At 70.6% G+C, this 21,580-nt stretch carries 17 protein-coding genes; 12 read left to right on the forward strand and 5 right to left on the reverse strand.

What is annotated here, in order from left to right; genetic code table 11:
* Positions 1-11: 11 nt before the first annotated feature.
* The 6 genes from AB852_RS15155 (at position 12) to AB852_RS15180 (ending at position 6,020) form a co-directional block, all read left to right on the forward strand.
* A complete protein-coding gene (locus tag AB852_RS15155; RefSeq protein WP_073788288.1) occupies positions 12-1,667 on the forward strand; it encodes an ABC transporter substrate-binding protein in 1,656 nt (551 codons plus the stop codon).
* Between the two features lie 6 nt (positions 1,668-1,673).
* Positions 1,674-2,621 carry an ABC transporter permease gene (locus tag AB852_RS15160; protein ID WP_073788290.1) on the forward strand — a complete coding sequence of 316 codons (948 nt, stop codon included), beginning with the start codon at positions 1,674-1,676 and terminating at the stop codon, positions 2,619-2,621.
* Positions 2,618-3,469, forward strand: coding sequence for an ABC transporter permease (locus AB852_RS15165; RefSeq protein WP_073788292.1), 852 nt, complete (start codon positions 2,618-2,620; stop codon positions 3,467-3,469). The genes AB852_RS15160 and AB852_RS15165 overlap by 4 nt, the downstream gene beginning before the upstream one ends.
* A 4-nt stretch (positions 3,470-3,473) precedes the next feature.
* A complete protein-coding gene (locus tag AB852_RS15170) occupies positions 3,474-4,457 on the forward strand; it encodes an ABC transporter ATP-binding protein (protein WP_073788323.1) in 984 nt (327 codons plus the stop codon).
* Entirely contained in the window at positions 4,454-5,281 is an 828-nt protein-coding gene (locus AB852_RS15175; protein WP_073788325.1) for an ABC transporter ATP-binding protein, read from the forward strand. Before AB852_RS15170 ends, AB852_RS15175 begins: the two co-directional genes overlap by 4 nt.
* Before the next feature lie 163 nt (positions 5,282-5,444).
* Positions 5,445-6,020 carry a F0F1 ATP synthase subunit B family protein gene (locus AB852_RS15180; RefSeq protein ID WP_245876791.1) on the forward strand — a complete coding sequence of 192 codons (576 nt, stop codon included), beginning with the start codon at positions 5,445-5,447 and terminating at the stop codon, positions 6,018-6,020.
* Between the two features lie 246 nt (positions 6,021-6,266).
* On the opposite strand, the gene AB852_RS15185 is transcribed toward AB852_RS15180, so the two are convergent.
* Positions 6,267-7,652 carry an MFS transporter gene (locus AB852_RS15185; protein WP_073788330.1) on the reverse strand — a complete coding sequence of 462 codons (1,386 nt, stop codon included), beginning with the start codon at positions 7,650-7,652 and terminating at the stop codon, positions 6,267-6,269.
* Positions 7,653-7,736: 84 nt separating this feature from the next.
* Complete coding sequence (gene lhgO, locus AB852_RS15190; RefSeq protein WP_073788332.1) at positions 7,737-8,984, reverse strand: L-2-hydroxyglutarate oxidase; 1,248 nt, start codon at positions 8,982-8,984, stop codon at positions 7,737-7,739.
* A gap of 126 nt (positions 8,985-9,110) precedes the next feature.
* Here lhgO and AB852_RS15195 point away from each other — a divergent pair, with 126 nt between their 5' ends.
* From AB852_RS15195 to AB852_RS15215, 5 genes are all read left to right on the forward strand, one after another.
* Entirely contained in the window at positions 9,111-9,770 is a 660-nt protein-coding gene (locus AB852_RS15195) for a GntR family transcriptional regulator (protein ID WP_073788334.1), read from the forward strand.
* Between the two features lie 430 nt (positions 9,771-10,200).
* Positions 10,201-11,586 (forward strand): FAD-dependent oxidoreductase, encoded by a 1,386-nt coding sequence (locus tag AB852_RS15200; protein WP_079184623.1) that lies wholly within the window; start codon positions 10,201-10,203, stop codon positions 11,584-11,586.
* A 348-nt stretch (positions 11,587-11,934) separates the two neighbouring features.
* Entirely contained in the window at positions 11,935-12,834 is a 900-nt protein-coding gene (locus tag AB852_RS15205; RefSeq protein ID WP_073788336.1) for an NAD(P)-dependent oxidoreductase, read from the forward strand.
* A 149-nt stretch (positions 12,835-12,983) separates the two neighbouring features.
* Positions 12,984-13,370, forward strand: a complete 387-nt coding sequence (locus tag AB852_RS15210; RefSeq protein WP_073788337.1) for a PPOX class F420-dependent oxidoreductase — start codon at positions 12,984-12,986, stop codon at positions 13,368-13,370.
* Between the two features lie 243 nt (positions 13,371-13,613).
* Positions 13,614-14,471 carry a class I SAM-dependent methyltransferase gene (locus AB852_RS15215; protein ID WP_079184624.1) on the forward strand — a complete coding sequence of 286 codons (858 nt, stop codon included), beginning with the start codon at positions 13,614-13,616 and terminating at the stop codon, positions 14,469-14,471.
* 195 nt (positions 14,472-14,666) lie between these two features.
* Here AB852_RS15215 and AB852_RS15220 read toward each other — a convergent pair whose 3' ends face one another.
* From AB852_RS15220 to AB852_RS15230, 3 genes are read right to left on the reverse strand one after another with little or no spacing between them, the layout of a single operon-like run.
* Positions 14,667-14,894 (reverse strand): acyl-CoA carboxylase subunit epsilon, encoded by a 228-nt coding sequence (locus AB852_RS15220; protein WP_073788339.1) that lies wholly within the window; start codon positions 14,892-14,894, stop codon positions 14,667-14,669.
* Positions 14,891-16,507, reverse strand: coding sequence for an acyl-CoA carboxylase subunit beta (locus AB852_RS15225; RefSeq protein ID WP_073788341.1), 1,617 nt, complete (start codon positions 16,505-16,507; stop codon positions 14,891-14,893). The genes AB852_RS15220 and AB852_RS15225 overlap by 4 nt, the downstream gene beginning before the upstream one ends.
* Positions 16,504-18,312 carry a fatty acyl-AMP ligase gene (locus tag AB852_RS15230; protein ID WP_073788344.1) on the reverse strand — a complete coding sequence of 603 codons (1,809 nt, stop codon included), beginning with the start codon at positions 18,310-18,312 and terminating at the stop codon, positions 16,504-16,506. Before AB852_RS15230 ends, AB852_RS15225 begins: the two co-directional genes overlap by 4 nt.
* A gap of 900 nt (positions 18,313-19,212) precedes the next feature.
* Between AB852_RS15230 and AB852_RS38615 the strand changes: the two genes are divergently transcribed.
* Complete coding sequence (locus AB852_RS38615) at positions 19,213-21,561, forward strand: ATP-binding protein (RefSeq protein ID WP_107499244.1); 2,349 nt, start codon at positions 19,213-19,215, stop codon at positions 21,559-21,561.
* The last annotated feature ends 19 nt before the right edge of the window (positions 21,562-21,580 follow it).

The raw sequence follows: 21,580 nt of genomic DNA on the forward strand, positions 1-21,580 counted from the left end.
ACATCAGTGTGATGACCCACGCCTCTTCAAGAACCAAGGCCCTGGCCGCGGGCCTCGTCACGGCCGTGACCCTCGCCGCCGCCGGATGCAGCGGAGCCACCCGGGACACCACGGACGGCTCCGGCACCGCCGACGCCGCAACGCTCGCACTCACCCCGGTCACCACCCCGGCCAAGGGCGCGCTCGCAAGCGCCGACTGGCTCCTGGAGGACGAGCCGGACTCCCTCGATCTGGACACCCAGGGCACCAGCGCGGGCCGCGTCGTCCTCACCAATGTCTGCGAGCGGCTCTACCAGCTGCAACCGGACATGTCGACGAAACCCTTCCTCGCACAGAAGGCCGAGACGCCCGACGACAAGACGCTCGTACTGACACTGCGCGCCGGTGTCACCTTCCACGACGGCACCCCGATGACCGCCGACGACGTGCTGTGGAGCCTTCAGCGGCACGCCGACCCCGACATGGAACAGGGCGACGAGTTCGCCAACATCGCCGCGATGCGCAAGACCGGCGACCGCCGGATCACGATCACCTTCAAGACGCCGGACGCCATGTTCTTCAAGGCCCTCGCCGGTGACGCGGGCATCGTCTGGAACAAGGAGCAGGTCGAGAAGGCGGGCGAGGACTTCGGGACACCGGGACAGCCCGACGCCTGCACCGGCCCGTACCGGCTGAGCGACTGGAAGTCCGGCAACTCGATCACCATCGAGCGCTACGACGACTACTGGGGCAGGAAACCGCTCACCAAGCAGGTCACCTTCCGCTGGGCCGCCGACAGCGCCCTCGTCAACGCCCTGACGACCGGGGCCGCCGACGGCGCGTACGCCGAGTCGCCCAACACCGCGGCCGCGCTGAAGAACAAGAAGGGCGTCGAGCAGCACTACGGGCCCTCCACCGCCTCCCTCGTCCTCATCCCGACCGAGCGCGGCGGGCTCAAGGACCCCAAAGTCCGCCGGGCGCTCTCCCTCGCGCTGGACCGTGAGGGCATCGCCGCGTCCGGCTACGGCGGCATGGTCCAGCCCTGGGGCACCCCGGTCGGCTCCGGCGCCTGGGGCTACGCGAAGCCCGTCTTCGAAGCCGCCCAGAAAGCCGTCGCCCACGCCCCCACCAGCCCGAGCGCCGAGGATCTCAGCACTGCCAGGGAGCTGGTGAAGAAGTCGGGAGCCGACCCCGCCGAACCGATCGTGATCGGCACGGACTCCAGCCAGGGCCGTTCCGTCGTCGCCAACGCCGTCCGCGCCGCGCTCCAGCGGATCGGCCTCAAGGGGCAGATCAAGACGGTTCCCGCCGCACAGTTCGAGCAGTTCTACAGCGCCCCCCAGGAGCGCGCCGACATCGATGTACTCGTCGGAGACTGGTACATCTCCAAGGCCGACCCCATGGGCTTCTACGACAACGCCCTGTCCGACTCCTCCAACAACTGGGTCGGCTTCAAGGACGACGCCTACGACGCCAAGGTGAGGAAGGCACTCGCCACACTCGACGACGCCGAGCGCGCGAAGCTCACGGTCGACATCCAGAAGACGTTCACGGACGCGGCCGTCTGGATCTCGGTGGCCCAGGTGCCGTCCGTACTCGTCCTCAACGAGGACATGACCGGGCCGCCCGCCTCCATGGCCTACCTCTACTACCCGTGGGCCGCCGAGCTCGGCGCGAAGAAGGGCTGACCGCGCATGCTCGCCCGGATCTCCCGGCGACTGGCCGGACTGCTGGCCACACTCGTCGCCGCCTCGTTCGTCATCTTCGCCGCCGTGTACGCGGCACCCGGTGACCCCGCCGTGTTCCTGGCCGGGGGCCGCGACAAACTCTCCCCGGAGAAGCTGGAGCTGGTCCGGGCCCAGTACCACCTCGACGAACCTCTCGTCGTGCAGTACGGGCGCTGGCTCGGGGACTGCCTCCAGCTCGACCTCGGCCGCTCCTTCAAGTACAGCGACCAGGTCGCCGATCTGCTGGCCGCTCGCTTCCCCACGACACTCGCCCTCGTCGCGTACGCGACCGTGCTCTTCGTCGTCCTCGGGGTCGGCGCGGGTGTCCTCGCCGCCGTGCGCCGCGGCACCTGGATCGACTCGGCGATCGTCGGCGGGACGACCCTGGCCGCCTCCGTCCCCTCGTTCGTCTCCGCGATCGCCCTGGTCGCGGTCCTCGGGGTCCAGCTCGGCTGGTTCCCGGTGTCCGGCAGCGGCACGGGACTCGCCGGTACGGTGCACCACCTGACACTCCCCGCGCTGTCCCTGGCGCTCGGCGCGCTCGCCCTGATCAGCCGGGTGACCCGGCAGTCGATGGTCGACGCGGGCACCGCCGACCACGTCGAGGTCGCCCGCGCCTGCGGTGTCCGCGAACGGGACATCGTGGTCCGGCACATCCTGCGCAACGCGCTCGGCCCGATCGTCACCATGTGCGGTCTGGTCATGGCGGGCATGCTGGCCGGCACGGTCGTCGTGGAGACCGCCTTCGGGATCAGCGGCATCGGCTCGCTCCTCGTCGGCGCGATCAACACCCATGACTTCCCCGTCGCGCAGGCCGTGCTCCTCGTCATGGTGACCGGATACATGGTCGTGACCACCCTCGTCGACCTGACCCATCCGCTGCTCGACCCCCGGGTGAAAGGAACCGCCGCATGAGCGCGCTCACCCTTGCCCCCGCCGGGCGAAGGAGCGGAGGGAACCGGCCCCCGACAGGCGTCGTGATCGCGGGCACGACACTCGTCCTCGTCGTCCTCGCGGCACTCCTCGCACCCCTGCTCGCACCGTACGCACCCGATGCCATCGACCTCTCCGCGTCACTGGTGGGAACCGGCCCGCAACATCCGCTCGGCACCGACTCCTCCGGACAGGACCTCCTCTCCAGGGTGCTGTACGGAGCCCGCACCAGCCTGATCGCCCCCGCGCTGCTGCTGGCCATCGCGACCGTCCTCGGCGTCACCCTCGGCACGCTCGCCGCATGGCGCGGCGGCTGGGTGGACACCGTCGTCTCCCGCCTCACCGACGTGATGTACGCCTTCCCCGGGCTGCTGTTCACCGTGCTGATCATCGCGGTCTTCGGCACCGGGACGACGACCTCGGTCATCGCGCTGGGCCTCGCCTACACGCCGACCGTCGCCAAGTACACGCGCTCGGTGGCACTCTCCGAACGCCACAAGCCCTACATCGACGCCTACCGCGTCCAGGGCATGGGCGGCGCCCGGATCTGCGCCCGCTATCTCGTCCCCAACCTCGGCCGGTCGATCACCGGATATCTGGTGGTGCTGTTCGGCGAGGCCCTGATGTCCCTGGCCACGCTCTCCTATCTGGGCTTCGGCGCCCAGCCACCGAGCTCCGACTGGGGTCTGATGGTGCAGGAGGGACAGGCCGCCGTCGTCCAGGGCGCGCTCCTGCCCGCCCTGGTACCCGGCATCGCCATCGCCCTGGTCGTGGTCTCCTTCAACGTCGTCGGGGTCTGGGCCGCCGACCGACTCGGCACCAGGAGGTAGCCGCATGCTCCTCGACATCGAGAACCTCACCCTCGAATACCCCGGCACCGCCCGCCCCGTACTCAACCGCGTCTCCCTCCAGGTGGCGAGCGGCGAGGTAGTCGGCCTCGTCGGGGAATCCGGCTCCGGCAAGTCGACCACCGCCAAAGCCGCGTTGCGCACCCACCCCGGCGCGGCGGCGGTCTCCGGCGCGGTGCGCGTCGACGGCACGGATGTCCTCGCCCTGACCGGGGAGGCCCTGCGCCTGCACCGGGCCCGCACGGTCGCCATGGTCCACCAGGACCCGCGCTCCGCGCTGAACCCGGTCCGCTGCGTCGGGGACTTCCTCGCCGAACGGCTCTCGGGGACCGGGCTCGGCGGGAAGGCGGCCCGCACCCGGGCCGTCGAACTCCTCGGCACGGTCGGCATCCCCGATCCGCGACGGCGCGCCCGTCAACGCCCGCACGAACTGTCCGGGGGCATGCTCCAGCGCGTCGTGATCGCCGGAGCCCTGGCCGCCGGACCGAAGCTGCTCCTCGCGGACGAGGCGACCAGCGCCCTCGACGTCACCACCCAGGCCGAGATCCTCGCCCTCCTGCGTACCCTGCGCGCCGAACGTGGCCTGGGGCTCCTGTTCATCACGCACGATCTCCAGCTGGCCGCCGCGTACTGCGACCGGGTGTATGTGATGTACGCGGGACGGATCGTCGAGGAGCGGCCCGCCGGGGACCTCTTCGACCGGCCCCGCCACCCCTACACGAAGGGTCTGCTGGCCTGCTCCCCGACGCTGGGGGCGAGCGGGAGGGAGATCCGTCCGATCCCGGGCCGTCCGCCGTCGCTGGCGGACGCCTTCAGCGGCTGCGAGTTCGCCGACCGCTGCCCGGACGCCGAACCGGAGTGCTCGACCTGGCGGCCCGAACCCGTGCCGCTGGCCGACACGGGCACGGCGGCCTGCCGCCGCCTGTCCGCGCCGGTGGGCCAGGGCGCCGAGAAGAGGAGTCACCGATGACGCACCAAGCGCCGACGGCCGCACCGCTGCTGAGCGTGAACGGACTGCGCAAGACCTACCGACTGCCCGGCGGAGGCCGTCTCACGGCGGCGGACGACATCACCTTCAGCGTCCCGGCGGGCGGCACACTCGGGATCGTCGGCGAGTCCGGGTCCGGGAAGACCACCGTGGCCCGCATGCTGGTAGGGCTGGTGAGCCCGGACGCGGGCACCGTCGCCGTCTCCGGACAGCTCCGCGCCCCACGCACCCCGCGCGGCCGGAAGGCGCGGCTGGCACGGGCCCGGCAGATCCAGATGGTCTTCCAGGACCCCTATGTCTCGCTGGACCCCCGGCTCACCGCACGGCAGTGCGTCACCACTGCCCTGCGCCTTCACGGCCGGGACGCGAAGGCGGCCGACGGACTGCTCGACCAGGTGGGGCTCGCCGCCCGGGAAGCGGACGCCGGACCGCACCGCCTCTCGGGCGGCCAGCGTCAACGACTGGCCATCGCACGGGCACTGGCCGTCGAACCGCGGGTGCTCGTCCTCGACGAAGCGGTGGCCGCCCTGGACGTCTCCATCCAGGCACAGATCCTCCAGCTTCTGGGCGAGATCCGCGACGACACCGGGGTAGCCCTCGTCTTCGTCAGTCACGACCTCGCGGTCGTCCACCACATCACCGACGAGGTCGTGGTGATGCGGCACGGCACGGTGGTGGAACAAGGACCGACAGCGGATGTCCTCGCCGGACCCCGGCACCCCTACACGCGGCTGCTGCTGGCGTCGGTGCCGCGAGCCGGCTGGGACCCGGCGGGCGCGGTCACGGCGCGAGCCGCCATGGTCTGAGCGCCGCGTCGACGGGGCAGCGGGGGACGGCCCGGGCGGGACGCCGCTGCCCGGAACCGTGCGGTACAGGCCGACCGGCCGCGAGCAGCACCTGTTCGCTCGTCTGTCGGCTACCAGCTGTCGTCTGCCTCGCGGAGACCAACCAACGCCTTAGGAACGGCAGTTGAGGGAGAACAGGACAGAGGCGGCCGACGTGGATGGATCTTACGTTGATACCATCGGCGCCATGGGACCTCTGACGCCAGAGCTAGCCGACCTCGTCATCGCCCTGATCAGCTTCCTCACCGTCTTCGCGATCTTCGCGCGGGTCCTTCTCCCCCGTATCGAGAAGGTCCTGAAAGAACGTGACGAGGCGATCGACGGCACGACCGCCCGAGCCGCCGACATCGAGGAGGAAGCACGCCGCGTCCGCGACCAGTACCGCGCCGATCTCACCGCCGCCCGCCAGGAAGCCGCCCGGCTCCGCCAGACCGCAGCCGAAGAAGGCGCCTCCCTCCTGGCCGTCCTGCGCGACGAAGGACAGAAGGAGCGCGAAAAGGTCGTGGCATCGGCGAGGACACAGCTGGAAGCCGATCGGATCATCGCGGAAGCCGAACTGCGGGAAGCCACGTTCGCCCTGGCCCTTGAACTCGCGGGCCGCATCGTCGGTGAATCAGTCGACGACCTGCCGAACGCCCGTACCATCGCGGACGACTTCTTCGCCGAGCTCGACGAGCCGGAGGAATCTCTCAGGACCTGACCAGACCGGTCGGTTCCGGCGCCAGTCGGTTCCTGCCGGGCCTCCGGGTCTCGCGCAGCGGACGGCTTTGGCGGTGGAGTGGGCTGTCCGGGGTGAATCCCCGCACGGCGGACCGCGAACGGTGGGCCGACCATGCCACCCCGCGCGTGCAGCGGCGGCTCAACCGGAAGGCGGGACGGGGCACTTGCCCCGTCCCGCCTGGTGCGGTCGGCCCGCTCAACGGCTCCCCGGCCTGGGCCCGGGTTGTCAGTGGGCCTGGCGCACGGGGACGTCGTCCCGGTCCGGGGCCCGGTCCTCCGGGTCGGGGTCCTGTCGCACGGCGGGTGAGGCGGCCGGGCGGGCGCCCTGGTCGAAGAAGGCGCCGATGACCACCACGACGGCTCCGACGATCAGGATGAGGGAGACGCCCCAGGTGGCGTTGGTCGCGCTGGCGCCGACGATGGCCAGGGCCGCCAGCGGGGCCAGGCCGCCCGAGAGGGCCGCGCCGAGCTCCCGTCCGGTGCCGACCCCGCTGACCCGGACGTCCGCCGGGAACTGCCGGGAGAGGAAGGCGCCTTGCGGGGCGAACATGGCCGGTGCCAGCACGCCCGTCGCGATGATCAGGCACACCCAGATCACGACCGAGTTCTGGGTGTCGAGCAGCACGAAGAACGGGAAGGCGAAGAGCGCCGAGGCGACGCCGCCGCACGCGAGGACCTTGCGGCTGCCGAAGCGGTCGCTCGCCCACCCGAAGAGCGGCACGGTGACGATGGCGGTGGCACTGGCCAGGGTGACTCCGAACGCCCCGACGCTCGCCGAGACGTCCTGGAAGTCCGAGAGATAGGCCAGGGAGAAGGTCTTGAAGATGTAGCTGAGGGCGTTGTAGCCCAAGGAGACGGCCAGGACCACGAGGAGGCCGCGTCGCTGCTTGCGCAGCAGGGTGACGAACGGCAGCTGCTGGGCGGAGCCCTCCTGCTCCTTCTTGTTCTGGTGGAAGTCGGGTGACTCGGGGACGCGGCTGCGCACCCACAGGCCCACGCCCGCGAGGGCGAAGCTCGCGACGAACGGGACGCGCCAGCCCCACGTCAGGAGTATCTCCTCGTCCAGGCTGGTGAGCACCGTGACGGTCAGCGACGACAGCAGCAGTCCGAGGTTGAGTCCCAGGGCCGGCCAGGCGCCCTGCCGGCCGCGCCGGTTCTCGTCGGCGTGCTCATAGGCGACCACCGCCGCGCTGCTGTACTCGGCTCCGGCTCCGAGACCCTGGAAGATACGCAGGATCACCAGGGCGATCGGCGCCGCGACGCCGACGGACTCGTAGGTGGGCAGCAGTCCGATCAGCCCTGTGGAGATGCCCATCAGGACGAAGGTGATGATCAGTACGTTCCGTCGGCCGATGCGGTCGGCGAGGTGACCGAACATGATGCCGCCCAGCGGGCGGGCCAGGAATCCGGCCGCGAAGGTCGCGAAGGCGGCCATGGTGCCGGCCGCGTCGTCGCTCTGCGGGAAGAAGATCTTGCCGAAGACCAGCGCGGCCATGGAGGCGTAGAGATAGAAGTCGTACCACTCCAGCGCCGAGCCCACGATGGTGGCGGTGGCGACGCGGCGGCGCGCGACGGCGGGAGGCGGTCCGGGGTTGTGCGGGGCGTTCGCCATGAGCTGTCCTCGATCTCCGTTGAAAGAAGAGGGGAAGAGAGGGGAAGGGGAAGAGGCGGCGGGGCCTGCGACTGCGGGGAGCGGTCAGGCCGCGGCGGACTCTTCGCGTACGGTGCGGGCGGAATCCTCGTGGCCGAGCTGTTCGAAGACGTCGGCGGCGATCCGGCTTCCGATACGCAGGCTCGATGTGGCCGCGGGTGACGGCGCGTTGAGCACATGGACGGCGCGCGGGGTGCGGCTGATGACGAAGTCGTCGACCAGTCGCCCGTCCGCCGTGACGGCTTGCGCGCGGACGCCGCTTCCGTGCCGCCGCATGTCCTTGCTCTCGATCTCCGGGACCAGACGGCGGACGTCTCGGACGAACAGCGGCCAGATCAGCGAGCGGCTGATCTCGGTGACCCCGTGCCGCCAGAAGCGCCGGGTGAGGCCGCGCAGCGCCGGGTCCCGCAGCAGCTCGGCCACCATACGGGGGTCGACGTCGCGCCAGCGGTAGCCCTGACGGGCCAGCGCGGGGACGGCGTTGGGTCCCACGTGGACGGAGCCGTCGAGCATCGGGGTGATGTGCACGCCGAGGAAGGGGAGCTCGGGGTCGGGCACGGGGTAGACGGGGTTGTTGACCAGCCCTCGGCGGCCGGGCCTGATCTCGGCGTACTCGCCGCGGAAGGGCATGATCCGTACCGTCGGGCGGTCACCGGCCGCCGTCGCGATCTTGTCGCTGTGCAGGCCCGCGCAGTTCACGAGGGTCCGGGCCCGCAGTTCCTCACCAGGGGTGTGGATCACGGTCCGGTCCGCGGTGGCGGTGAAGGAGAGGGCGGGCGACCGGGTGCGCAGCTGGGCGCCGAGTACGGTCAGCTCGGCCGCCAGCGCCCGGCACACCTGGGCGAAGTCGGTCATGGCGGTGTCGGCGACCGACAGCGCGGCGACCCCCGCGACATGCGGTTCCCGTTCGGCGAACTCGGCGCGGCTCAGCCGCTGGACCGTGACACCGTTCGCCCGGCCGCGCTCCGCGAGCGCGTCCAGTCCCGGGAGCTGGGACGTGGACGTGGCCACCACGAGCTTCCCGGTGCGCTTGACGGGCACCTCGTGCTGCTCGCAGTACCGGATCATCTCCTCCCCGCCGGCCCGGGCCAGCCGGGCCTTGAGGGAGCCGGGCGCGTAGTACAGGCCGCTGTGGATGACGTTGCTGTTGTGCCCGGACTGGTGGGCGCCCCAGTGCGCCTCCTTCTCCAGGACCGTGACGGACAGATCCGGGCGGGCCCGCAGCAGCGCCCGGGCTGTGGCGAGCCCGAGCAGCCCCCCTCCGATGACGGCGACGTCGACGTCACGTGACATCCGGTGGCCCTTTCTGGTGGCGTGGAACAGACGATCCGCAGCGGCTGTATACAGTCGCTGCGACTGGAGAGGTGAATGTATACAGCCGCTACGTGGGTGCACAAGAGACCGGGATAGAGTGTCGAGGTGACCCGAGCAGCACGGACCCCCCGCACGAGCAACAGCGCCGGCGTCATCGCCGAACGGCTACGCACCTCCATCCGCGACGGCGGACTGCTCCCGGGCACCCGTCTGGTGCAGGAGAAGCTCGCGACCGAGCTGAAGGTGAGCCGCATCCCCCTGCGCGAGGCCATGCACACGCTGGCCGCCGAGGGCCTGATCGAAGTGCGGCCGCAGCGCGGCATGGTCGTCGCCGAGCTCAGCCACGGCGAGATCGCCGAACTCTTCGAACTGCGCCTCCAGATGGAGCCGCACCTGGCCGACGAGATCGTGCGCGGCTGCCGCGACCGGGACATCGACGAACTCCAGGACCTCGCCGACGAGATGCGCCGCCAGGGCGGCGACGCCGCGGGCCGGGCCTCCCTCAACTACGAGTTCCACCGGCGTATCTACGCCCTCTCCGAGCGACGGCTCACCCTGCGCTTCGTCGACCAGCTGCTGCACCTCGTCGAGCCGTACAGCCGGCGCTGGGCGCGCTCGGGCCACGACCTCGACCGCATCGACGACGAACACCAGCGGATGGTCGACGCGCTGCGCGACCGTGACGCGGCGGCGCTGCGCCGCGTGATCACCGCGCATGTCGAAGGCGCCCGCGATCACGTCATGGCCGCCCAGCGAGACGAGTGACCCCCGGGCCGTCGCCGCCGGGCGGACCCACGGCCGCGTGACGGCTTCGGCCTCGCTCCGACGACGGCCGACGCACGCACCCCGTTCACAGGGTTCGACCGCACCCCGCCACACCCTCCCGGCCTCGCAGGGCCGGACGGCGGCCCGACATACCCTCCCCGCCCCGCGGCCCGTGTCGGCCTCCGCCCCGCATCCAGCCGGTGCTGACCCCCGCTCCCCGCATCGCTCCTGCCCGGCACGCCGCTAGCGATCACCGACCGGCAGGATTTCGTGCGAACTCCGGATTCCTTCACCTTCGGGCTGCTCATGATTCGCGACCTTCACAAGTCGGCCCACATAGGACCGGATTTGAGCGGGCGGATATTTTGACGGGTTTTCATCGGTTCCACGGTCGCCCGTTCGGGTGGTAGCGGTGTAGCGGTGGGGTGACATGGCCGATATCGGGGAGGGAAAGAGGCGAGCGGGCACCGGCTTGCATGCCGACCAACTGAAAGGGGTGGGGTTGGTGTTGGGGATGAATGCGGTGGTGCTGGGCGGCGGGATGAGCGGGTTGATGGCCGCGCATGTGCTGGCGGGTCATTTTGAGCGAGTGACGCTGGTGGAGCGTGATGGCGGCGGGAGCGCGGATCCACGGCGCGGCGTTCCACAGGGATGGCATCCGCATGTTCTCGCGTTGAAAGCGGCACCGCTGCTGGAGCGTTTGTTTCCGGGGCTCGGCGAGGAGTTCATCGCGAGCGGCGGGCTCCGCGTGGGGATGCTGGACCAGCATCGGATCAATTACTACGGCCATCAGTTCCGCCAGTCGAAGAGCGAACTGGAAACCGTGTGGGCGAGCAGGCCGTTTCTTGAGGAAGGGATTCGCTCAAGGGTACGCGCTCATACGAATGTGACGACTCGGTTCGGATGGGAGGCGGTGGCCCCGATCTCCGGCCCGCCCGGTCGGGTGACGGGGGTCAGAATCGCTCGTATCGACGACGGCGAGGCCGAGGATCTCACGGCGGAGCTGGTGGTCGACGCGACAGGCCGCGGAGGCCGCGCCCGGGGCTGGTTGGGCGAGATGGGATATGAGGCACCCCGGGAGGACCGGGTGCAGGTGAACCTGGGTTACGCGAGCCGGTTGGTGGAGTGCGCGCCGGACGTACTGGGCCACGATCGGGCGATCGTGGTGGGACCGAAGCTGGATCGCCCACGGGGTTTCTACTTCACCGTCCAGGAGGCGGGGCAGTGGACGATGACGGTCTTCGGCTACGGCGATCACCGTCCGAGCGTGGACCCCGACCGGTTGATGGCCCAGGCGGAGGCCCTGGCCCCTCCCGATGTGTGGGAGGTCATCCGGTCGGCGCGGGTGTCGCCCGAGGTGCATTCCTTCCAGGTGCCCAGGACCTTTCGGCGCCGCTACGACCGGCTGTCACGTTTCCCCGAGGGGCTGTTGGTGACAGGGGACGCTCTGGCGGTCCTGAATCCCCTTTACGGTACGGGAATCATGTCTTCGGCAGCGTATGCGCTGGTTCTTCAAGAGCGGTTGCGTGAAGGGCTCGACGGTATCCATCGAGGATTCTTCCGGGACGCTGCGCGAGTGGTGCTCGAACCGTGGTTGTTCTCAAGCCTCTCCGACTCCTTCCTTCCTGGTGTGAAGGGCTTCCGGGCACCCGGTTCGGGAGTCGCTTCATGGTATCTGCGCCGTATGGTGGCGGCCGCGCAGCATGACGCGACGGTAGCGGCCGCATTCGTTCGCGTCGCGGGAGCGCTGGACAGCCCGCTGGCGTTGGCCAGGCCCGCGATCATGCGTCGGGTGATCGGACCGCGGAAGGGTTGACCTCGGCGTCGCGACCGTACGACCGACGCCACAGTTACCTGCCCGCGTCGGGAAGTCACCCGCACTACAACATGGCTACGTGGAGAAATGCTGACAGCAATCGGAGCGAGGGGTGTTCATCCCGCTCTCATTCGCCGGTAATTTCTCGTACTTGGGCAATCGAGTTCCGTCGACGGGTCGTCCTTCGCTCCCCGGGGTGAGAGGTGGACACAGCCGAATACGCGCCCTTGTTGGAAACCCGGCGAAGGCGCACCATGGGCGACGAGGGCCGGTAACAGACCTGACCGATATCCGTGATTCGAGGATTCCGAAACAATCCGAGAGCATGACGGTGGACTGGAGTCGCACATGGCTGGGGAGAAGCACGCACCCGTGACGGTCATCGGGCTGGGTGCGATGGGTGCCGCGCTCGCGGAGGCGTTCATCAGGACCGGGCATCCGACCACGGTGTGGAATCGCAGCCCCGCGAAGGCCGCGCGACTCATGGAGAAGGGCGCGGTGCACGAGGCGGCCGTCGAAGCGGCCGTCCGCGCGAGTCCACTGATCGTCACCTGTCTGACCACCTACGACGTCACACGTCGCTGTCTGGGACCGGCGGTCGAGGCGCTGGCCGGCCGTACGCTGGTCACGCTGAACAGCGGCACCCCCCAGGGCGCGCGCGAGATGGCCGGCTGGGCGGCGGAGCACGGGGCGGCGTTCCTCGACGGTGCGGTCATGAGTGTGCCGGAGGCCGTCGGCGCGCCCGACACGCTCTTGTTGTACGGCGGTGACGACGCCACCTTCGGCGACCACGCGGCGGCACTGCGCGCGCTGGGCGGCGACACCGTTCATCTCGGCGCCGAGCCGGACAGCGCGGCGCTGTACGACTCGGCGCTGGGCGGCATCCTGTTGCCGACCCTCCTCGGATTCCTCCAGGGCGTCGCCCTCATCACCGCGCGGGGCCGCCCGGCGAGCAGTCTGGCGCCGTACGCCGCCGCGTGGCTGGAGAAGATCGGAGCCATCCTTCCCGCCCTCGCGGAAGAGGTCGACACCGGCGAGTACGGCGATCCCGCCTCCTCGGTGGGCATCTTCCACGACGGGATCGAGTCGCTCGTCCGTGACAGCGCGTCGGAGGAGGGGGCGAGCATCGATGTCGCCTGGCTCGCTCCCGTCCAGGACCTGCTCCGGCGGGCCATCGCCGACGGCCATCGGGACCAGAGCATCTCGGTACTGGTCGAACTGCTCAGAAGGCCGGGCCGAACGGCATGACACCGGCCGAAGGGCTGCTCCGGTCGCCCACGTACCTGTCCCACCGACCACAAGCCCATCGGGAACCGCGTACGGCCCCCCGACCACCGACGCCAAGGAGTTGAACCGGTGCACGGAACTGAAGCCCCGACGGATCGGCGCCCGACAGCATGAGCGCCGATCCGTTCACCACCGCGCGGCACATCAGCCTGACCACGTTCCGGGCGGACGGGACGGGGGTCGCCACGCCCGTCTGGTTCGCACAGGAGGACGGGAAGCTCTATGTCTGGACGCCCAGCGACTCGTGGAAGGTCAAACGGCTGCGCCGTGACCCCCGGGTGGTGATCACGGTGTGCGACGCACGCGGCAGGGTCCGCGAGGGCGCCCACAGCGCCGAGGGGACCGCCGAACTCCTCGACGACCCGTCCGGGGTCCGCGAGTTGCTCGCCCGCAAGTACACATGGCAGTTCCACCTGGTCGACCTCCAGCGCAAGGCGCTGCGGAGAACGCAGCCCGCCAGCGGCGTCGTCCTCACTCTCGCCGTCACCGACGCCTGACCTCCGCCGACCGGGACGCCCGAGGCCCCCCGGGCCCTTCCGCGTCCGCCGGGGACCCGGTTCCCCCGAAGCGGCGGAAGCACACCGCCGCCGGGCCGGAGCGCCGCCGGGGGCTCCGCGACACCCCCGGGGTGCCGGTGGGTTCCCGCGCGGTTACCGGTCGTGCGGGGAACAAGGCGGGGCGGTTACGTATCGCCTGATAGGTCTTCCCCGACCGTTCGTCAACTCCAGCAGGGAGCCCCCATGAACGTGAACACCGACGAACACGCAGACGAGGAGGCCGCGCACCCGGCGGCGGGCGTCGGCGGGCTGTACGACCGGAACACCGAGCTCGTGGACGGGGCGGCCGACGGGAACATCCACTTCGGCTACTGGGAGGGCGACTCCGACAGCAGCTCGTTCCTGGAGGCCACGGACCGGCTCACGGATCTGGTGGCGGAGCGGGTACGGGCCGGGTCGGGGCGGCGGCTGCTCGATGTGGGCTGCGGCACCGGCAGACCCGCGCTGCGGCTGGCCGCGGCCTCCGGGGCGCATGTCGTCGGGGTGTCGATCAGCCATCAGGAGATCGAGCTGGCCCAGGCACGGGCGGCGAGGTCCGGACTGGGCGACCGGGTCCGCTTCGCGTTCGCGGACGCCATGACGCTGCCGTTCGACGACGCGTCCTTCGACGCCGCCTGGGCCATCGAATCGCTCACTCATATGTCGGACCGGACGGAAGCGCTCCGTGAGATCCGCCGGACGCTGCGTCCGGGCGGACGGGTCGTCATCTCCGACTTCCTGCTGCGCCGTCCGCCCACCGGGGCGGCCAAGGAGATCGTCGACCATATGTGCGAGGTGTTCCAGGCTCCGTCGGTCGCCGGGCCGGACGAGCACTGGTCCGCGGTGCGGGGGGCCGGTTTCGAGGTGGTCGAGTTCACCGACATCGGCGAGAACGTCCGCCGTTCCTTCATCGAGATCCCTGAGTTCCTGGGACGGGCCGGAGCCGCGGTCGAGGAAGGCGCCGACATCGAGTTCCTGGCCTCGGCCGACTCCTTCTCCCAGGCCGCCACCCTGTCCGAGGTGGGCTATGTCCTGATCGTGGCGGAGCGCCCGGCCGACTGACAGCCCCTCCGGGGCCGACCGCCCGGGAAGGTCCGGGCGGAAGGGCACGCGACACGGGCCGGACAGGTGGTACGGGCAGGACAGACGGGCACGGGCGGGACGGGCGGCACGGCCTCCGCGATCGTGCCGGAGGGGTCGTGACGGGGCCGAGCCCGCCGGTCCCCTCTCCCCCGCCGGGGCCCTTCCCGGAGCCGCTCAGTGCCAGCCGCTCCGCCGCCAGACACCCGGACCGCGCCAGCCTGGCTGCCGACGTACCCAGGGCGTACGCCGGTACCCGTGGTGCGGCTCGCTCCCCCCCGGATCCGCGGCGCGCCGGGTCCGCACGGCGGTGAGGACCCGTAGCACCACCAGTACGGCGGCGATCTCCTCGTCGGTGGGCGTGCCGCGCAGGATCCGGACGGGCCGCGGGCGGGCCGGGTTCACAGCGGGATGTTCCCGTGCTTGCGCGGGGACCGGGTGACGCGCTTGTCCCTCAGTGCCCGCAGGGCCGCGGCGGTCTGCCGACGGGTCTCATGAGGCATGATGACCATGTCGACATAGCCGCGTTCGGCGGCCATGTACGGATTGCAGAGCGCCTTGTCGTACGCGGCGCGCAGCCGCTCGCGCTCGGCGTCCGGGTCGTCGGAGGCCTCCAGTGCCCGCCGGTGGAGCACTCCCACGGCGCTCTCGCCTCCCATGACCGCGATCTCGGCCGTCGGCCAGGCGAGATTCACATCGACGCCCTGGTGCTTGGAGCCCATCACCCCGTATCCGCCGCCGTATGCCTTGCGGGTGACCACGGTGACCATGGGCACGGTCGCCTCGGCATAGGCGTAGAAGAGCTTCGCGCCTCTGCGGATGATCCCGCTCCGCTCCTGTTCGAGGGCGGGGATGAAGCCCGGTACATCGACGAAGGTCAGCAGCGGGACGTGGAACGCGTCGCAGGTCCTGATGAACCGTGCCGCCTTCTCGCTGGCGTCGATGTCGAGCGCACCCGCCATGACGGCCGGCTGATTGGCCACGACTCCCACGCTGCGGCCCTCGACCCGACCGAATCCGCAGATCATGTTGCGGGCGAACAGCGGCTGCACCTCAAGGAGTTCACCGTCGTCGAGCACGGTCTGCACCAGGCTGAGCATGTCGTAGGGCTGGTTGCGGTCGTCGGGGATCAGCCGGTCCAGGGCGAGATCCGCCGCACTGGTCGCGTCCGTCCAGCCGGGGTCGTGGTGGACGGGCGGGTCCTCCATGTTGTTCGACGGCAGATAGCCCAGGAGCTGGCGTACGTAGGCGAAGGCATCCTTCTCGTCGGCGGCCAGGTAGTGGGCGTCGCCGGAGACGGTGTTGTGGACGCGGGCGCCGCCCAGGGTCTCGCGGTCGACGCTCTGGCCGGTGACGGTGCGCAGCACCTCCGGTCCGGTGACGAACATATGGGAGATGCCGTCGACCATGACGACGAAGTCGGTCATCGCGGGGGCGTAGACGGCTCCGCCCGCGCAGGGGCCGGTCATGAGGGAGATCTGCGGCACCACGCCCGAGGCGTCCACATGCCGCTTGCCCAGTTCGGAGTAGAGGGCGAGTGCGACGACGCCTTCCTGGATGCGCGCGCCACCGGAGTCGTTGATGCCGATGATGGGGGCGCCGGTGCGCAGGGCGAAGTCCATCACCTTCACGACCTTCTCGCCGAAGACCTCGCCCAGGGAGCCGCCGAAGACGGTGAAGTCCTGGGCGAAGAGACAGACCCGGCGGCCGTCGACGGTGCCGTATCCGGTGATCACCCCGTCGCCGAGGGGCCGGTCCCGTTCGAGGCCGAAGTTGTGGCTGCGGTGCCGGGCGAGGGCGTCGAGCTCGACGAAGGAGCCCCGGTCGAGCAGGGCCTCGATACGTTCGCGCGCCGTCAGTTTGCCCTTGGCGTGCTGACGCTCGACGGCCCGGGAATCCTCCGGTCGGCTCAGCAGGGCCCGGCGTCGGGCCAGTTCGGCGAGCCGCTCCCGGGTGGTCCCGCCGTCGCTGTCGCCGGATTCGGGGGGCGGGGGCTTCGCGGGGCCGGGGCCGGTCATCGGGAGACCTCCGCGGAGCGTACGGGTGCGGCGGGCGGGGGGACGGCGGCGGAGCGCAGGGTGCCGTCCGTGTACCGCTGTGCGCACTCGCGTCGCCGTACCTTGCCGCTCGATGTGCGGGGCAGCGTGCCGCGGCGGACGATCAGGATGTCGTCCGCCGCCAGGCGGTGGTGTTCGCGGATCGCGTCGTGGACGTGCGCGCGCAGCAGCCGCTCCCCCGGCTCCCTGAGTACCTTGCCGTCCGCTTCGACGACGACCACCAGCCGCTCGGCCGTGCCGTCGTCGGTGGAGAAGGCGGCGGCGCAGTTGGGGTGCAGGCCGGACACCGCGGACTCCGCGGTGAGTTCGAGGTCCTGCGGGTAGTGGTTGCGGCCCTGGCGGATGATGATGTCCTTGAGTCTGCCGGTGACATACAGTTCGCCGTCCCGTACGAATCCGAGGTCGCCGGTACGCAGATGGGTCCCGGGCGCCCCGGCGGACGACGGGGCGTCGGCGGCGGTACCGCTCAGCCGGGCGCGGAACGTCGCCTCGCTCATTTCCGGCCTGCCGAGGTATCCGGCGGCGACGCACGGTCCGCTGATCCAGATCTCACCGATCACGTCCGGCGGGCACGGTTCCAGGGTGACCGGGTCGACGGCGCGCACTTGTGTGTCCAGGACCGGAACTCCGCTGCTCACCACCGGTGTCGCGTCGTCGTCGGTCCCGCTCACCGGCCGGACCCGGTTCTGGCCGAGGGCGTCGGCGGACAGGAACAGCACGGTGGGTTCGCGGTCCTGGGGTGTGCCGGTGGCTTTGAGGGTGTTCTCGGCGAGTCCGTACCCGGGGGCCATGGCGCGGGCGGCGAAGCCGTACGGGGCGAAGGTCTCGGAGAAGGAGCGGAGTGTCCTCCAGCGGATGGGTTCCGCGCCGTTGCCGGCCACCCGCCAGCTGGAGAGGTCGCCCACCCGTGCGGTCCGGCCCTCGCGGGCGGCGCGCACACACATCTCGTACGCGAAGCTCGGTGCCGCCGAGTGGGTCGCCCGGAAGCGTGAGACGGCCTCCAGCCAGCGGGCCGGGCGGCGGATGAAGGCGCCGGGCGCCATCAGATAGGACGGTGCTCCGGTCCACAGCGGGAGCAGTACGCCGAACAGCATGCCCATGTCGTGGAAGAGCGGCAGCCAGGAGACGAAGACGCCGTCCTGTCCGAGGGGCCAGAGGGCTTCCGTCTCCATGGCGTTGCAGCGGAAGTTGGCGTGGGTGACCATCACGCCTTTGGGGTCGCCGGTGGAGCCGGAGGTGTACTGGAGCAGGGCGATGCCTTCGGGACGAAGGTCGCGGTCGTCCCTCGGGGCCGTCACGTCGCGCGGTGCCGAGGCGATGGTGTCGGTGGCGAGCAGGGTGAGTCCGGCGAGCTCCGGCAGACCGCCGAACCGCTCCCGCAGGTCCCGGGCGACCTCGGCGGTGGTCAGCACCGTGGTCGTGCCCGCGTCATGGGCGATACGGCGCAGCGTCTCGACGTCCTGGCGGCGCCGGGGGACCTGGACGGGGGCACCGGCGACATCCGCGTACATGCAGCCCAGCAGGGCGCGGATGAACTCCGGTCCGGACGGATGGAGCAGGATCGCGGTGCGGCCGGCCAGTCCGGCTTCCTCGAAGACGGTGGCCCGGGAGCGCGCCGCGTCGTCGAGCTGCCGCCAGGTGAGCCGTTCGCCGGGTTCCTCGCCGTCGCGGAGGAAGACGTAGGCGGTCCCGTCGGGCTGTTTCTCGCTGCGTGTCCGCAAGGCGCCGGGAATGGTCCGCGCGTGGTCGGGGGGCGGCGGTGTCATGAGGCCGCCCCGACGGACCGGGGACGCTCCGGGGGCGTGGCGGTGGCCGTGCGGCTCAGGGAGAGGACGGCCAGGATGATTTCTCTGGTGCTGGGCATCGCGGAGAGTGGGGAATGGCCTGCGGGGGCCGTGTTCGCTGCCACAGCCTCGGCTATTTTTTCCACGGGCATGCCTCTTTTGCAGAGTATTGGCGTGGCGGTGATCGGAAGAAGCGCCTGGCATCGGCGATTTACCGGGGACCCTACCCGAGTACCGGCGCCGTCCGCGTCAGAGCGCAGTCATGAGGCGGTAACCATTCATCGAGCCAATGGGATCGGATCCGGCAGCCCTGGCCGGAAATACTTGATTCGCCTGTCCCGGTGCGGTCGCCGGATATCCGAAGGGATCGAATAGGGATTCATACGGTCAGGTCCGGGGCGTCGCGGATAATTTTCCCGAGGGCTGGGAAGACACCTTTGGGCACCCGCTCACGCTGGATTCATCGAGTGGTAACCCGAATCGTTCGGCACGGCGACGGACCGCATGGCGAGCGGTGATGAGCCTGGCATCCACCGAAACGGAAGTGACTCCTGTGAATCCACTCGCCCGCCGCGCGGACGCGATGCGCGTGCGGTGGCATCCGCCATCCAAAGGCAATTGATTTCCGTATGGATCGCACATACTCTGAGGTGCATACCATTCCAGGATTACCGAATATTCGTTCGATGGATACACGGCCGGAAAGCTGGCCCGCGGACGTCCTTCTTTCGGACCCGCGCCGCCCCACGCGTACGGCCTTCCACATTTCTCTCACTTTCGCCGCACCCACACTTCCTGGATCCGGCCAGTTCGTATCAAGTGAATACACCACATTTCGTGACGCGCTAGGGAGCGACGGTGGAGTTTCAGATCTTGGGGCCCATGGAAGCCTTCGACGACGGTCGCCCGCTGGCACTCGGAGGGACCAAACAGAAGGCGACCCTCGGCTATCTGCTGTTGCAGGCCGATCGGGCCGTCGCGACCAGTCAACTGCTGCATGCCTTGTGGCCGGTAGGGGAAGCCCCGGTCTCCGCCCGGAAGGTGCTCCAGAACGCCGTATGGGGTCTGCGGCGGGCACTCACCACGTCGGGGCCGCCGGACGGGACACCCGCGCTGGTCACCCAGCCCCCCGGCTACAAGCTGCGGGTCGACCCCGACGACATCGACTTCTTCCGTTTCCGGAGCCGGGTGGAGGCGGGCCGGACGCGGCTCGCGGCCGGTGAGCCCGAGCGGGCCGCGCTGACACTGCGCGGCGCGCTGTCGCTGTGGCGCGGCCCCTTGCTGGCGGATGTCGTCGAAGCGGGCATCTCCTGGCCCGAGCTGACCACCGCGCAGAACGCGCGATGGGACGCGATGGAGGACTACTTCGAGGCCGAGCTGGCGTGCGGGCGTCATCTGGCGGTGCTCGGCGAACTGGAGGCCATGGTGGAGGGCATGGCACTTCGGGAGCGCTCCTGCGGGCAGCTGATGCTGGCCCTCTACCGGGGTGGCCGCCAGTCGGACGCGCTCCATGTCTACAGCAGGGTGCGCACGGCACTGGTGGAGAGGCTGGGACTGGAGCCGGGCCGCGACCTCCAGTCGCTCCAGCAGGCGATCCTGGCCCACGACCCCGCACTGACGCTGCCCGGCGCGGACGCCTGCCGGCCGGGCCGGACGGGAGCCGAACTCGCCGCCGCTCCCCGGGTATCCGCCGCGTCACGCGAGGAAACGGTGCCGTCCCAGCGGCAGCCGGCCGACAGCGACCGGTGGACCGTCTACGGCGTTCCCGCACCCGGGGCCGAGTCCGGCGCACGCGAGTGGGTGAGCACCTTGCTGGTGCAGTCCCGGTTCGCCGAGGGTGCCGTCGGCGGCCGCGGGGCCGAGGCGGACGATCTGCTGGACGACATCGCCGCACGGGTCAGGGACACCGCCGAGCGCTTCGGGGGCGCGGTCAGCGCCACCCTGGGCTCCGTCACGGTGCTGCTGTTCGGCAACAAGACGGAGCGTCAGGGCTCCGCCGAGCGAGCGGTGCTGGCCGGGCTGGCCATCGCCGACGAACTGCGGTCCGGCGCGGGGGCGCTGCCCCCGGGGGTGTCGGTCCGCGCCTCGGTGGGCACCGGCGAGGTACTGGTACGCAGCAGACTCTCCGACGGCGCTCCGCTGACGTTCTCCGGGGTCCTGCTCGGCCGGGCGCACGCCCTGCTCTTCCACGCGGGCGACGACGAGATCCGGGTCTGTGACGAGACCCGCCGGGCCACCACGGCGCTCGTCGGCCACCGGCTCGACGACACCACCGGTGAGTGGATCGTCGACGGCGCGCTCGGGGAGGAGTCCCTGCCCACCGTGGAGCGGGAGTTCGAGCTGGGGCTCGTCCGGCAGCTCGTGGAGCTCGCCCGGCACCGCTCCACCTCGCATCTCGTGACCGTGCTCGGCGACGCGGGAACCGGCAAGTCGCGCTTCCTCACGGAGGTCGGCCGGGAGGTGGCCGACCGGTCGTGCCTGGCCCGCTTCCAGGTGCCGGAAGCCGCCTCGGACCCGGCCGCGGCGACCGCCTCGGAGCCGGTCCCGAGCGAGGTCCATGCCCTGGAGTGCGCGATGGTCAACGCCCTCTGCGGCATTCTGCCGGGCGACTCCCGGCAGCTCGCGACGGACAAACTCCTCAGTTCCTTCCGCCGGCTGGTCGACCATGACACCGAGGGGCAGGTGGGCTGGCTCAAGGAGTGTCTGATCCCGTTCGTCGATCCCGGCGCGGGCCCGGTCCCGCCGAAGGACACTGCGGTGGAGATCGACGAATGGCGCAGGTTCCTGGAGCAACCGGAGCTGGGGAACCCTCTCGTCCTCGTCATCGACGACCTCCACCGGGCCGACGACGAGTTGCTGGAGTTCATCGACGGGCTGACCGATCTGTGGTGGGTGCCGCTCATCGTCGTCGCGTCGGCACGTCCGCAGCTGCTGCACCGGCGGCCCGGCTGGGGCGGCGGCAAGCGGCATGCCACGACGATCACACTGGAGGCGCTCTCGGACGCCGCGGTGGACGAACTGGCCGACTTTCTGCTGCTGCCCGCGCTGAGCGAACGCAAGGGGCCCGCCCGGTGGTTCCCCGCCCGGGTGAGCGGTGGCCCGGTGGAGAAGCCGGACGAGCGGCGCCGCTATGTCCGCGCCCTGCTGAGCATGGGAGCGCCGCGGCGTATCGTCCGGAGCGCCGACCGGGCCGCGCCCGAGCCCCTGCTGTCGCCGTCCAGCGGCAGGTAGTGGCGGCCCTTCGGCGCGG

It is taken from the genome of Streptomyces uncialis, from assembly GCF_001905345.1.
GTDB classification, from domain to species: domain Bacteria; phylum Actinomycetota; class Actinomycetes; order Streptomycetales; family Streptomycetaceae; genus Streptomyces; species Streptomyces uncialis.